Origin of the sequence: Bradyrhizobium symbiodeficiens (assembly GCF_002266465.3) — a bacterium.
Classification (GTDB): Bacteria; Pseudomonadota; Alphaproteobacteria; order Rhizobiales; family Xanthobacteraceae; genus Bradyrhizobium; species Bradyrhizobium symbiodeficiens.
Genome location: NZ_CP029427.2, coordinates 2,890,868 through 2,904,220, shown reverse-complemented (window position 1 = coordinate 2,904,220; position 13,353 = coordinate 2,890,868). Strand labels below are relative to the sequence as shown.

9 protein-coding genes are annotated in these 13,353 nt (G+C 63.5%); all 9 read right to left on the bottom strand.

The annotated features are described in order from the left end of the window. Positions 1–77: 77 nt before the first annotated feature. The 9 genes from CIT39_RS13185 to CIT39_RS13145 all read right to left on the bottom strand — a co-directional run bounded on the left by CIT39_RS13185 (position 78) and on the right by CIT39_RS13145 (position 13,257). Positions 78–2,390: a TonB-dependent receptor gene (locus CIT39_RS13185; protein ID WP_094975115.1), complete on the bottom strand. Its 2,313-nt coding sequence runs from the start codon at positions 2,388–2,390 to the stop codon at positions 78–80. Then, complete coding sequence (locus tag CIT39_RS13180; protein ID WP_094974904.1) at positions 2,371–3,450, bottom strand: HoxN/HupN/NixA family nickel/cobalt transporter; 1,080 nt, start codon at positions 3,448–3,450, stop codon at positions 2,371–2,373. Before CIT39_RS13180 ends, CIT39_RS13185 begins: the two co-directional genes overlap by 20 nt. A 317-nt stretch (positions 3,451–3,767) precedes the next feature. Further along, a complete protein-coding gene (locus tag CIT39_RS13175; RefSeq protein ID WP_094974905.1) occupies positions 3,768–6,098 on the bottom strand; it encodes a TonB-dependent receptor in 2,331 nt (776 codons plus the stop codon). A 356-nt stretch (positions 6,099–6,454) separates the two neighbouring features. Further along, positions 6,455–6,925 carry a hypothetical protein gene (locus tag CIT39_RS13170; protein WP_094974906.1) on the bottom strand — a complete coding sequence of 157 codons (471 nt, stop codon included), beginning with the start codon at positions 6,923–6,925 and terminating at the stop codon, positions 6,455–6,457. Then, positions 6,909–7,820 (bottom strand): DUF2950 domain-containing protein, encoded by a 912-nt coding sequence (locus CIT39_RS13165; RefSeq protein WP_094974907.1) that lies wholly within the window; start codon positions 7,818–7,820, stop codon positions 6,909–6,911. The genes CIT39_RS13170 and CIT39_RS13165 overlap by 17 nt, the downstream gene beginning before the upstream one ends. Then, positions 7,817–9,451, bottom strand: coding sequence for a DUF3300 domain-containing protein (locus CIT39_RS13160; RefSeq protein WP_094974908.1), 1,635 nt, complete (start codon positions 9,449–9,451; stop codon positions 7,817–7,819). Before CIT39_RS13160 ends, CIT39_RS13165 begins: the two co-directional genes overlap by 4 nt. A 189-nt stretch (positions 9,452–9,640) precedes the next feature. After that, entirely contained in the window at positions 9,641–11,533 is a 1,893-nt protein-coding gene (locus tag CIT39_RS13155; protein ID WP_094975116.1) for a sensor histidine kinase, read from the bottom strand. 88 nt (positions 11,534–11,621) lie between these two features. Continuing rightward, on the bottom strand, positions 11,622–12,854 hold the full coding sequence (locus CIT39_RS13150; RefSeq protein WP_094974909.1) for an HlyD family secretion protein: 1,233 nt from the start codon (positions 12,852–12,854) through the stop codon (positions 11,622–11,624). Then, positions 12,847–13,257, bottom strand: coding sequence for a hypothetical protein (locus tag CIT39_RS13145; RefSeq protein ID WP_094975117.1), 411 nt, complete (start codon positions 13,255–13,257; stop codon positions 12,847–12,849). Before CIT39_RS13145 ends, CIT39_RS13150 begins: the two co-directional genes overlap by 8 nt. Positions 13,258–13,353 lie beyond the last annotated feature (96 nt).

Genomic DNA, 13,353 nt, shown 5'->3' with positions numbered 1-13,353 from the left:
GTACAGCCGAATGCCCTGGACCAGGGCGCCGAGGCGGCCCGGCGACAGTCCGTCGTCGCACCGCGACCCGAGCAAACCTAAAACGTCCCGGCGATCGTGAGGCGGAACGTCAGGGGCTCGACGGGGTGCAGCACGTAGTCCATCACGCCGTTCTGACAGACTGAAGCCGGAGCGGTGCCCGCTGTGCAGAGATTATAGAGCGTGTCGGTCTTGAGCAGCGAGCCATAGGCATAGCTGATCTGGTTGGCCTTCGTGTTGAGGAGGTTGAGCACGTCGAGCTGAAGGCGCCAGCCATTGTCGATGCGATAGCCGAGGCGGCCGTTGAAGATGCTGGTCGCGGAGGAGCGGAATGTGTTGTCCTCCGTCAGAGGACTCGACGCCAGATAGCGCCAGCGCAAGGTGCCGAACCAGCCGGTCTTCTCGCCGAGCGTGATGCCGGCCGATGCCACCATTGCAGGCGCGTTCGGAATGTAGTTGCCGGGTGCGTTGCCGATCTGCGCCTCGGGGTAGCCGGCGAGCGAGGCATAAACCTCCGCCTGCTCGCTGTCATAGCCGCGAAAGCGCGCATGGGTCATCGCGAGATCGGCGTCGATGTCGATCCAGGACCGCGGCCGGTAGTGATTGGTCCATTCGAAGCCGTAGCGGCGGCTGGCGCGGGTCGCCGAGGTGTCGCCGGCATCGCCGGAGAACAGGATTTCGGAATCCTGATCCAGCATGAAGAGGCTGAGTGAGCTGTCCAGGCCGGGAACGATCCTGCTGCGCACGCCGACCTCCGCACCCTTGGTGCGCACCAGGAGCGGCGACGGCGTGAGCCTCGTCGCGGGATCGCGGGGGTCTTCCGTCGTGGTCGCGCCGCGGGCGTCGTTGGAGTGCATGCCATAGCCGGCGCCGAAGAAGAACTCGGTCTGGGTGAACGGACCGAGCACCATCCTGAATTTCGGGCTGCCGAGCGCAGCGTCGGCGCGGCCGGTATTGCTGGCATTGAACCGCGACGTGACGTCGGCGGAATAATAGTCGCCACGCCAGCCCACCGTCGTCCTCAGCCAGTCCGTCCAGCGCACCGTGTTTTCGGCATAGACGCCGACGCTGCCCTCCCCGACCTTGTCGCTGCGGATGTTGGCAAGGAAGCCGCGCTGGAAGGTGTTGGTAAGCGCGAGATCGATCGCATCATAGCGCGACTGCAGGCCCACGGTGGTCTGCATCGGCAAGCCGACGAACGAACCGTTCAGCGTGCGCGAAACGTTCGCGCCTGCCATCAGACGGTCGTCGTGCTGGTGGAACTGGTCGCCGAGCACGGGATCGCTGAGGAAGTAGGTGAAATTGTTGAAGAGGTCGAGCTGGCTCTTCACGACATAGGCGTTGGCTTTCCATGAGCCGAGATCGTCACTCTGCGCGATGCGGCCGGAGAGCGCGAAGCGGTTGGTGTTGCCGCCATCGCTCGGATCTTCCGAGCCGAAGCGATCGAGAAAGCCGGAGGCGATCGCGCGCTGCGGCACCTGGTCGGTCGCATTCCATTTGTTGACGTAAGCCATGCCGGTGACGGAGACGCCGTCGGTCGCGGTGCCCTGGCTGTAGCGCACGAGGCCGTTGAGTTTCCGTACGTTGTCAGGATTATCCCACGGGCCGTTGTAGGTCCCGACCTCGCCGGCCACGAGCAGCGCGCCGTCGCCGAGCTTCGCGGAGTCCATGCCGAGTAGGCGGCGGTAGCCGAAGCCGCCCACGCTTACTTGCGCGAGCGCTCTGGTGCGGTCGATCAGGCCGATATGGACGCTGCCGACCGAGGCGAAATCGCCTTCGTCGGCAAAATACGGCCCCTTGCGCACGTCCACTGCGGCGATGGTCTCCGGGATCAGCCAGTTGAGATCGGCATAGCCCTGGCCGTGCGCGTGGGTGCGCATGTTGACCGGAACACCGTCGACGGTGATCGCAAGGTCGGTCCCATGATCAAGATTATATCCGCGCAGAAAATACTGGTTGGCTTTGCCTTCGCCGGAATGCTGCGTCACGATGAGACCCGGCACGGCTTCGAGCGCTTCGCCCGGCCGCGTGAAGGGGCGTGCATTGATCTCCTCGCCCGAGACGGTGAGCTCGCTCGCCATGCTGGGCTGGCTCTTCGCACCCGAGGCGACGCTGCGCGCATCCGACGCTTGTGACGCTGCCGGATATACAGGGATGCGGTGGCCGTTCGAGGACGGCCTGCCGGTGCGGCGGGATGCGACCGGCTTCTTGCGCCCTGCCGTCTCGCCGCCACCGACCTCGATTGGCGGCAGTTCGCGCGAGGTGTCGCTGCTCTGCGCGAGAGCGCAGCCGTCATCCGCCAGCAGCACCAGGGCCGAGAGTGCCGTCAGGGCGCTGCCGCGACGACCGGGCTTACGCCGCTTCGGTCGCATCGGCGCATGCCAGGGCTTTCGTGGCGGACCGGCGCCGGTCACCCTCGAAGAGGCGACGATAGAGCACGACCGAGACGAGCCAGGCGATCGCAAACAGCGCGATCACCGCGAAGCCGACATTGGCGAGCGATTCGTTGAGACCATCGACCAGCGTCCACACGCCCCCGGACAGGCCGAGCCGGTCGGCCGCCAAGCCAAGCGCTTCGATGCCGCCAATGAACAGCGCGACTGCCACGGAGGCGCCGGTGATCGTGAGGTTGTACCAGAGCTTTCGCATGGGATCGACGAAGGCCCATCGATAGGCGCTGACCATCAGTGCGGAGTCGGCCGTGTCGACCAGCGCCATGCCCGACGCGAACAGCGCTGGGAAGACCAGCACGTCGGCAATGGAGGCGCCGCGCGCGGCCTCGGTTGCGGAGATGCTGAGCAGGCCGATCTCGGTCGCCGTGTCGAAGCCGAGCCCGAACAGGAAGCCGAGCGGATACATGTGCCAGGGCTTTGTGACCAGGCGGAACAGCGGTCCGAGCAGTCGCGCGAGGAAGCCTCGATGGGCGAGCAGCCGCTCGAGTCCCTCGGCGTCGTGAACGCCCTGCTCCCGTGCCGCGCGAAACGTCCGCCACAAGCCAGCGAAGATGACGAGATTGATGGCCGCGATCACGAGCAGGAAAACCGCCGACACCGAGGTGCCGATGAGGCCGCCGATTTCCTTGAGCAGGCTGTCGCCGCCGAAGCTCACCACGCCAAGCGCAAGCAAGATAGTCGCGACCACGACGACGGTGGAATGGCCGAGCGCAAAATAGAGGCCGACACTGTGTGGCGCGCCATCCGCCTGCATCAATTTGCGCACGACGTTGTCGATGGCGGCGATGTGATCGGCATCGACGGCATGGCGCAGGCCGAATACCCAGGCCAGCAGCGCGGTCGCCAGAACCGTCGGCCGGTCGCCGAACGACGCGAAGGCCCAGGCCCAGGCGGCGATGTTGGCCGCGATCAGCCCCCCGAACAGCACCACCGTTCCGGGCTCGACCGCCCGCAAAGTCCGCCTCACCGCTTGCTCCATTCACCTGATCCCGCAGTATGACGTTTATCAAGAACCCTCATACTAGCAAGAGCAAGAGCCGCGCCAATTTCGGTCCTGCGGCCGAAAGGCACCCGGAAATGGAAGTCACCTCATTGATTCAATGGAGACATTTTTGGCGTGACCTCACCGGGCCGGAGCGAGCTGCGGCGCCTCTGTTGGCAAGCAACTATCCACTGTGACGACCAAATTGACAGGTCCGCACACGATGGTCATGCGCATGCTGCTGTCGCCGGCTTCTCAACGATCGCTCCCGCAATAGCGCCCGGGAGCGGTTGCCCCAAGTGCAGGTACAGCGACTACATATCCACGGTCATCGACAGCAGATATGTCCGTGGCGCCCCCAGGAAGAACGTTCCGAACGACGCCACACTGGACCAGTAGCTCTCACCGGTCACATTCTGGATGTTTGCACGGAAAACCGTCTTCCTGCCGCTGATCGCCGTGGTGTAACGGGCGCCGAGATCGAGCCGCGTCCACTCCGGAATTGGCTGCTTGTTCGCGGCGTCCACGAATTGCCTGCCTGTGTAGATCACGGCTCCATTCAAAGTGAGGTTCCTCATCCACGGGAGGTCCCACTCCATGCCAATATTGGCCTGAATATTCGGAACGCCGATCGGCGTATTGCCTACATTGGCCGCGACGGCGGTCTTCGTCAGGGTGCCATCCAGCAGCGAGATGCCTCCAAGGACACGAACATCCGGCATGAGCTCGCCGTAGACGTTGAACTCGAGCCCGCGGACTCGTTGTTCGCCTGTCGCCGCGAAACGCCCGGCGGACAGCTCGCCGCTCGCCTTCGATATCTCGAACGCGCTGAAGGTGGTTGCGATCCGGCCGAACTCCACCTTGACACCGGCCTCGTACTGTTTCGCGACGTAGGGCTGCAGCACTTCGCCGAAATTGGACGCTGTCTGGGGAGCCACGTCGCCGCGCGCGAGACCTTCGACATAGTTCGCGTACAGCGAGACATGCTCCAGGGGACGGACGACGAGACCAACCACCGGGGTCACGGCGCTCTTGTCGTAAGACGACGTCAGCGTTCCGATATTGGAGAGATAGTTGTTGGCTTCGATGCCCTGGCGCCGGACACCGAGGGTCAGAAGGACCCGCTCGTCGAGCACGGACAAGGTGTCGGCAATCGAAAGCCCCGTGAGTTCGCTGTCCGAGAGCCGGGGACGATCGCTGATCTCGTTGGCGAACTGGGTCGGCGCGACGGTCGGATTGTAGACATTCGAGGTGACCGGACTGCCATTCGTCAGGCGCCGGTACAGTGCGTCCTGATAGACCGAGGCCTGAACGGCGAGCGCATGATGGACGAAGCCGGTGTCGAAGCGGGCGCGAAAGCCGCCATCATATGTGGTTCGATCGATGCTGAGGCCGAAGTACTGGGGCGTAGAGGTCGTATCGCCGCTTGTGTTGACGATGGTTGGAAGACCGAAGAACCGTTCGACATTGGTCTTGGCACCACCGACATCCGCAAACAGAGTGACCTGATCGCTGACGTCGTACTCGGTCCGCAGCAAGGCAGATTGGTCGTTGATGCGTGACCATTCCCAGGGTTGGGTCACGTTCAACCGGCCGTCCGGCGCTTTTGGCACCTGCAGGCCGGGAGCCATCAAAAAGGGACGTGAGGGAGCGTCGAATCGATCGGTCTGCGCGATCAGATAGAGCCAGGATCTGAACCGTTCGCCCCGGTAGTCCAGCGCCAGCGATCCGACACCCGTCGTTTCGGATTGGCGATCGATGGGCGTATCGCCGCCGCGGAGGCCCCCGCTGGCGCGTACGCCCCATTCCTTGCCGTCGCCATAGCGTCTCGCAACATCCCAGTGACCACCGAAGCGTGCGGTCGAGCCGTAGCTCGCTGTCAGGCGGGTCAGATCCTCTTCCGCGCGCTTGGGCACGACATTGATGACGCCGCCAACGCCGCCATTGGGCGCCATGCCCGAGAGCGCGGCCGACGGACCTTTGAGCACTTCGATGCGCTCGACGTAGTCCGTGAAGATCCGATATGTCGGTGCGATTCCGTAAAGGCCCTCGAAGGCGAATTCACCGTTGTTGCCTTCATTGATCGGGAAACCGCGTATGTTGAAGGACTCAACGATACCGCCCGTCGGGTGGGAACTCCGCACGGACGGATCGAGGATCAAGGCGTCCGCACCCGTTGCCGCCTGCTGATCCCGAATGAACTTGTCGGTGTAGCTCGTCACGCTGAACGGTGACTTCATGGTGTTGGTATTGCCGAGCATTCCCAGCCGCGCGCCTTGAGCGACCTGGCCGCCCGCAAAGGCGGGGACGACACCGGGCTGCGATTGCACGGTGACGGTTTGAGCTTGCGGGGCGCGCCGTGAGGTCGATCGGACCCGGGCGTCGTTTCGCCTGGTTGGCGCACGGCGGGCCGACGGCTTCGTCGGCGCCTCGACGGTCACGGGAGGAAGAGAGCTGCCCCCTTGTGATGTTTGGGATCGCGCAGGCAATTCGAACCACGTGAGCAACGCCACTCCACCCAGCAGCGCCGCAGCAAACCGCGCCACCGTCCCAACCCCACCTGCACGCAGCATTCCCAGCAAGTCCTTCATCAATAGCGCGCAGGCCGCCGTGAAGCGGCTCCGCGCTTGGCCAGCAACGACCATGGATCGAAGAGCAGTTCCTCATATCCGAACTCGGCCGCACGTATGGCCCGTCGATCAACTGCCCTGCAGACGCGCACGCGCATTCACTGCCTTCATCTTGGCAGCAACATTCGAATGCCAGCGATCTGCATCGCTTCTTTAGGAAGACGCTATCGTGACGGCAACGCAAATGCGTGCGCTGCGGCTTAGAATGCCTCGATCATCAGCGACCGACGGGAGAATGTCTGGAACGGTTCAAATACGCTTTGATGATTCAAAATCGGTGCGGTCAAAATGCCGCAGGACGATTCGTCGGGGACGCGCGCGAAGAAGGCTGCGGCGTCATCATTTGCGACGACATCTGCCGCTGACGTGCGCTATCTCAGCGAGATCATGATCTGGCTGATGTTGGCAGCAAGCTCGAGGCCCGCTTTCGGCCCCTGCATCACGATCGTCACCCCCTTCTCGTTGCGCAGGTGGACGCCGTTGATGCCCCCGACCAAAGCGAAGCCGCCCCCGACGGAGCTGTAGGTGCCGGCGAAGTCGCCGACCTCCCGGATATTCGAGGCCCAGCCGTCGAGCCGGCCGATCGTTGCACCGGCGGTGATGCCGAAGCTCATGCCCGTGACTTTGAAGGGATACTTATTGCCCCGATAGGTCAGCACGCCGCTTCCGACGCCACCGCCGACGAGGAGACCCGCCTTGACGATCTTGGCGCGCACGTGACCGGCGGCTTGCGCGAATGATGGCGTAACCGGCAGTGCGGAGCTCAGTGCCAGCACCACCACTGCGATCGGGCCGCCGACGCGCAGCCGCGACGCCGTGATCCATTCAAGGCTTTGCGGCATCGGCTTTCTTCCAAGTCTGGTCGGGATCGAACAAGGTCGTGCGCGGTGCGATGAAATCGGTTCTCGCCCCCAGATCCTTCTCGTAGACGGTGCCGGCATGGTTCACCACGAACGTCATCACACCGGAATTGCCGTACTCGGCGGGCCAGGCGATCAGCCCGAAGCCGCCGATCATCTTGCCCTTGACGACATAATTGAGCGCGCCGCCGGGCGCGTCGGAACCCTGCCCCTTCAGGATGCGGAAGTAATAGCCGTGATACGGCGCAAGCCTTTCTCCCGGTTTATAGCCCTCGGCTGAAGCCTCCGCGACCAAGGGACCAAGCGGACTCGGGTCGCTGTCGTCGCGCCAGAACAGGCCGTCTTTCTTGCCGGACGTGGAGAGGAAGCGCTGCGCGTAGATGCCGGCGCCTTCGCCGCGATCTTTGTCGGCATATTCGTTCTGCGCGTCGACATAGGCGAGCGCGGTCTGGATCGCATCGAGCTCGTTACGGCCGATGCGACGGCGCAGCACTTCGATCCGTCCCTCGTCGGTGTCGAACTCCCAGCCTGCCTTGGTGTTGACGAGGGGAATCGGGAACGGGAAATCGTCAGGCCCGAGCACGAGCGTCGCCTTCTTGTTGCCCTCCGCCTTGATCGCGTGCTTGGCGTCGTACATCGAGACGAAGCGGGCGCGGATATCGGCGTCGGCGACTGCGTCGCCCGACGACACGATGTCATCACCCGCTTTTCCGAGCACTTTCAAAACGTCACGGGGACCGCTCTTGGCCGCCGCCGCGAGTGCCGAGGCGGCGTCCTCCGGCGTCGGATAGGACTGCTGCGCACGGGCCGCGGTGATGAGAGTCAGCGCCACGATGCCCGGCAGAACGGCGCGACGGAGTAACTTCAAGCCGATCATGGCAATTCCTCCACGGGGATCCTTGCGCCATTGGCGAGCCAGTCACCGTAGGATCGGAATCTCAACCCGAGCTTGTCGTAGTAGACCCGCAGATAGCCGTCGCTGCCGCGCGTCACAGCATCGGGCGCCACCCGCTCAACCTCCTGTGCCATGACGCCGACATAGGTCTTGTCACTGCCGATATAGCTGAAGCGGTAGTAGCCGAGGCCGTTGGCGAGATGACCGAGCAGGACGACATCATGCTTCAATGCGATGTCGGAACGCCGGCCGCCGCCGCCACCTCCGCGGCCGCCACCTCCGCCACCGCGCGTCGCCATTCCCCCACCTCCGCTGCGGCCGGCCATGCTCGGTCCGCCGCCACCACCGCGCGGCACGCTCGCCATGCTGGATCGTCCGCGTGCAGACGCTGCGGCTGCCGACCGGCCGGAGGAGACGTTCATCGCGCCACCGCGATTGCCGCCACCACCGCGGTTGGCCGCACCGCCGCTGGGGCGGTTGGCGGCCTTTGCGCGATCCCCACCCCCCTTGTTGGCGCCCTTGGCGCGGTCGCCTCCGCCCTTGGCGCGATCCCCGGCACCAGCGCGATCACCACCGCCCGGCCGATCGCCGCGGTCACCCGCGCGATCACCAGCACGATCTCCTGCACGATCGCCTGCGCGGTCTCCTGCGCCCTGATCGGGACGCAGCACCTGATTGCCGTCACGGCCTCGGAAATCCATCCGGTCCGACGCACCCGCCTTCAGGTTGTTGTTCCCAAAGCGCTGCTGAACATTGCTGTTGTTGTAGCGAACGCCCTGGCGATGCGCCGGATTGTGCTGCCAGCCGTTGGCGATGTTGGTGGTGCGATGATTGACGTAGACATTGCGATTGCCCCAATTGCAGCCGCCGCCCCAGTAATTGCCCCAGCGCCCGATCGCCCAGGCCGTGCCGAAGGCGATGCCGGCCGCGACCACGCCGGCACCGATATAGGACGGGTAGCCCCAATAATACGGCGGATACTCCGCATAGGGCCAGCTGCCATAAACCGTCGCCGGATCGTAATATGGCACGTACATCGCCGAGGGGTCGGCCTGCTGGATCACGACGACCTGCTTGCCCTCCTGAGATTGGACACTGACCTTCTGCTGCTTGGTCGTAACCAGCTTCTTGTTGTCATAGGCCTTGTTGCGCAGCCGCTGGATCGCGTCCATCACATCGGGCTGCTGGGCAAGGAAGGCATCGCCGAGCTTTTTGGTCCATTCGAGCTTGTCGCTCATCATGGTCAATACGTCGGCGGTGCTGGCCAGCGCCTTGACGCTGTCATCCCAGGCCTGCTTCTCGACCTCCGTCTTCAGCGCATCGCCCTTCAGGGTCTTGCGCTCCTTCAGCCAGCGGTCGGCCTGCACCACCTCCAACGGATAGGTTGAGGCGGCGAGCACGTTGGCAAGGAGCTCGTCCGGATAGAGCGCGATCGGCGCCACCAAGGCCTCAAGCTGCTCCGGCTTCAGAAGCTCGGCCGGCGGCGCCTCCGGAGTAGCCGGTTGTGCTTGCGGAGGCTGGGCAGCAGGCGTCGTGTTGGTTTGCGCCGTTGCGGCGAACGATGTCGCCATGACGAGCGCAAGCGCCAACAAGGTCTTGCCGCAGCGAAACATTGCACTCTCCCTTGCACGTCCAGTGTGGGACGATCGGGCCCAGGCGCAGACGTTTGTTGATCGAGATCAAAGAAACGAGGACGTCGCGGCTGCTGCAGCGCGAGAGTAAACTGTCAGGCGATCAATCCGGCGCCCATCGGCAGGCGGCCCGGCATGTGTATCCAGGGGCATTGGCGCCTACATCGTCTGTTAGCGGACGATCGGGAGCCGGATCGTGAAGAGCGCCCCGCCCGCGGCCTGGTTTACGGCAGAGATCGTGCCGTGATGGGCCTCAACGATGGTCTTGACGATCGCGAGCCCCATGCCCATGCCCTGCGGCTTGGTCGTGAAGAACGGAGTAAACACGTTCGCGAGGTCAGAGGCGGCAATTCCGGGACCGGTATCGGAGACCTGGACCTCCGCTTCGTTACCGACGCGCTGGGTCGAGACGCTGACCTGGCGTTCTCCGGGATCTGCGTCGAAGATCGCATCCATCGCGTTGATGATCAGGTTGAGAACGACCTGCTGAAGCTGGATCGGATCGCCTCTGGCGCGCAGGTCAGCCAGGACAGGCGTGTAGATCAACTTGATCCGGCGTCCGTCGGCGACGGCCCGCACAAGGCCAATCGCTTCCTGGACCATATCGTTGAGCTCGATGTCCCTGACCTCGAACGGCGTCTTTTTCAGGATACTGCGCAGCCTGCGGATGACTTCGCTCGCCCGCTGATCGTCACGTCTGATGTCCGCAAGAATCTGCCGGATCTCGTTCATGTCGGGCGAAGCGGCCTTCAGCATGAGCTCCGCGGTCTCGGCGTTGGTCAGGATGGAGCCGAGCGGCTGGTTCAATTCATGGGCGATCGACGTGGTCAACTCGCCAACGGCCGAATAGCGGTTGGCGTGAGCGAGCTCGGCCAGGCGCTGGAGGGACTCGACCTCGGCCATCTGGCGTCGACGGCGCTCATGCAGCATCCCATTGATCAGGCCGCTCTGCACCAGAATGACGGACGCAATGAGCAGCATCTGCCAGCGATAGCGCTCCCAGATGCTCTGTTCGCGAAACACGATTTCGCTGCCGCGAGGCAAGCGGCTCTCGCTGATGCCCCAACGCTGCAATTGGCGCCAATCATATCTTGGGGCGGCGAATCCGATCGGATCATAGCTGATGCTCGCTGGTTTCGTGCCGCCGAGAATGCCGATCGCTGCACTGACGGTCCTGGAACTCGTTTCCTCGATCATAAGCATCGGCCCCCCGACGGGGCCGTCACCGAAGAACGGCTCCTGGTAGGAGAAGATCGGGACATTCGCTGCTGCGTAGAGGCTGCGCAGGGCGATGTCGCTCTCGTGGACGACTCCGGCCGCATCGACTGACATCAGTCCCCAGAACAGCGCGGTGTGCGGCGGCAGCCTTGCTGCGCGCTTGAGGATTTCCTCGAACGACAAGTCCGAGTACCAGACCAGCTCAATCCTCTCACCCAAAGGCTGCAGTTCCCGCTTGACCTCCTCGACCCAGAACTTCTCCAGCGGCGAGGCACCGATCACGATCGCGACCGACTTTGTGTCAGGCAAGATCTGAAGGATATTGCCGAACGCGGCCATGAAATCGTTGCGGACCGCCACGACGACGTCGTTATCGCCGAGATCGGCGCGATTGATCAGCCGATGCTCGACCGCGGAGAGAATCAGCGGCGCGTCAGGGAACAGTCTTCCGCGGTATTTCTGTGCAAACCGGGCTGCAGGCGCGCCGATGCTCAATACGATGTCGGGCTTCGCTTCCTCGTACAGCGACTGCAGATATTCGACGAAAGGCGCCTCGGGACCGGGACTATTGAAACGCGCGGTGAGCAGCGCGTGTTCCTGGATGTCGAGTGGCCAGGGCGATTCCCGTTCGAGCTTGGCTTTGATGTCGCGCGCATACTCGCTCCACGGCAGAAAATCACGGCCGAAGGAATGCAAAATTAGGACGCGCTTCAGCTCGCCGCGGAGGCTCCGCTCGACTGCACCAACTCGCCCGGCCGACAGGCACACGGCGAAAAGCAGCGCAATACAGAACAGCGCCGGCACGGCCCCTGGCCTGACCTTGGAGATGGACGTGCGTCCGCTCATGCTCCATCCTTGCAGCTGCAGCAACTGCTGTCGCGACAATTCCAGCGGGAATTGCATCGCTGCGACAGCCCGGGAGCGGCGTCACGGCTCAGTGCCCGCTCAGCACCAGCGTCTTGATCGGCAGCAGCAGCGCCTGGATGCGGAGCAGCATCGCATGCACCAGCCCGACGCCGTCAACGACATGCAAGGCAATGGCCCGGCCGGTGCTGGTCTCCTTCGCCGAGATCTCCTCGTGATTGCCGGTATAGGCGTTGACGATGCAGCTGCTCCCAGGCGTCACGCCATCGAGGCCGCCTTTGTAGAGCGGCTCCAGGAAGGCGAGTATCGAACCCGGCTTCCGTGTATTCTGAAGTTCAATCAATTCCTGGCCAGCCTGGACCTGGCCGGCGGCGATGTAATCCTGCACATCGGTGACAACGAGCGGGATGATCACCCACGGCTTGGAGATGCAGGTCGCTTCCGCGACCATCCCTACCTTCATCACCCCCGCTTCAATCTGCCCAAACCCGGCCTGCAGCCTACCCTTGCCGGCGTCCTCCGGGATCAACACGCCGGCTGGTCGCATGATCTGGGCAACGAGATCGCCAGGCCGAACGAGGAACTGTTCGACCCGCCCGTCGACGCCGGCGCGAACGAAGGTCTTGTCGAGATCGACCTGTGCCTGCGCCATCGCGGCCGAGGCGCTGGCCTTCTCCGCAGGAAGCAGCGTGGAGACGCGCAAAGACGCGGATTCCCGGGTGGCGTTCGCGGCGTCGATACCGGCTTGCCGTCCGTTGACCACCACTTGCAACTTCTCGATGTCACGCTGCGGCACGATGCCGGGATTGCGACGCTGCAGCTCGGATTTCACCTCAAGTTCGTCCTTGGCCTGCTGATAGGAGGATTTCGCCTCCTCCAGCTGGGCTTCGGCCTTGACGATGTCGGATCGCGCCGAAATCAGCGAAGCATCGACCTCGGCCACCTTGCTCCTGGCCGTTTCCAGAGCGGCCTGCTGTCTCGAACTGTCCAGCGTGAACAGGACGTCGCCCTTCTTCACCGATTGGCTGTAGCTGACCTTGACCTCGGAGACGCGCCCAGAACCCTCGGGTAGAATCGGCACCGTCCGGAAGTACATTGCCGCCGAATTCGTCGCCGGATGGAAATAGAAGATCATCGTGATCAGGGACACGGTGAGCATCAGACAGCCGGTGATGCCCCATCGCAGCTCGTACCAGATGGAAAAGAAGGTGATCTCCTTCCCGAAGCGCTTGCCCTGGCCGTAGCGGCGGTAGAGGTAGTCCGGCAGGATGGTCAGAAGGGAGCAGAACATGAGCTCAAGCATGGCTGGCCTCCTTCCCCTTGGGGATCGGCTTCTCGACCGGCGGCAAGCTAGGTAGTTCGGGCGCGCCACCCTCGGCGGGCGCGGCGTCGGCGATCCTTTCGACCGAGCCTGCGATACTGCGCAGCGGCGTGCCGAAATCTGGCAAGTCGATCATCGCCAGCAGGAGCCCTGCGACCCAAAAAATATGCATGTGCGTAAAAAGCGAGATGATGCCCAGTACGGCCACGATCTCGAACTGCAGCTTCTGCGACTTGTGCGCCATTCGCTCGGGCAGGCTGTGCAGCTTCCAGTAGAGCGTACCGACCCAGAGCAAGGTGCCGACCAGGAAGATTCCCATCACGACCATCAGCACGTCCGTCCCACTTCCCGGCGCGAGATAGAACGGCAGATGATGGGGGGCCATCGGATGAAGCTGGTCGCTCAACGTTCACTCTCCTGGATAGGCTGAGTTCGGATCAATCATCGCAAAAGAGGAACTGTCCCGGCACGGGCTTGCTTG

Coding starts and splice junctions, on each gene's coding strand:
- CIT39_RS13185 (WP_094975115.1), bottom strand. CDS start 2,390: ATGCGACCGAAGCGGCGTAAGCCCGGTCGTCGCGGCAGCGCCCTGACG.
- CIT39_RS13180 (WP_094974904.1), bottom strand. CDS start 3,450: ATGGAGCAAGCGGTGAGGCGGACTTTGCGGGCGGTCGAGCCCGGAACG.
- CIT39_RS13175 (WP_094974905.1), bottom strand. CDS start 6,098: ATGGTCGTTGCTGGCCAAGCGCGGAGCCGCTTCACGGCGGCCTGCGCG.
- CIT39_RS13170 (WP_094974906.1), bottom strand. CDS start 6,925: ATGCCGCAAAGCCTTGAATGGATCACGGCGTCGCGGCTGCGCGTCGGC.
- CIT39_RS13165 (WP_094974907.1), bottom strand. CDS start 7,820: ATGATCGGCTTGAAGTTACTCCGTCGCGCCGTTCTGCCGGGCATCGTG.
- CIT39_RS13160 (WP_094974908.1), bottom strand. CDS start 9,451: ATGTTTCGCTGCGGCAAGACCTTGTTGGCGCTTGCGCTCGTCATGGCG.
- CIT39_RS13155 (WP_094975116.1), bottom strand. CDS start 11,533: ATGAGCGGACGCACGTCCATCTCCAAGGTCAGGCCAGGGGCCGTGCCG.
- CIT39_RS13150 (WP_094974909.1), bottom strand. CDS start 12,854: ATGCTTGAGCTCATGTTCTGCTCCCTTCTGACCATCCTGCCGGACTAC.
- CIT39_RS13145 (WP_094975117.1), bottom strand. CDS start 13,257: ATGGCCCCCCATCATCTGCCGTTCTATCTCGCGCCGGGAAGTGGGACG.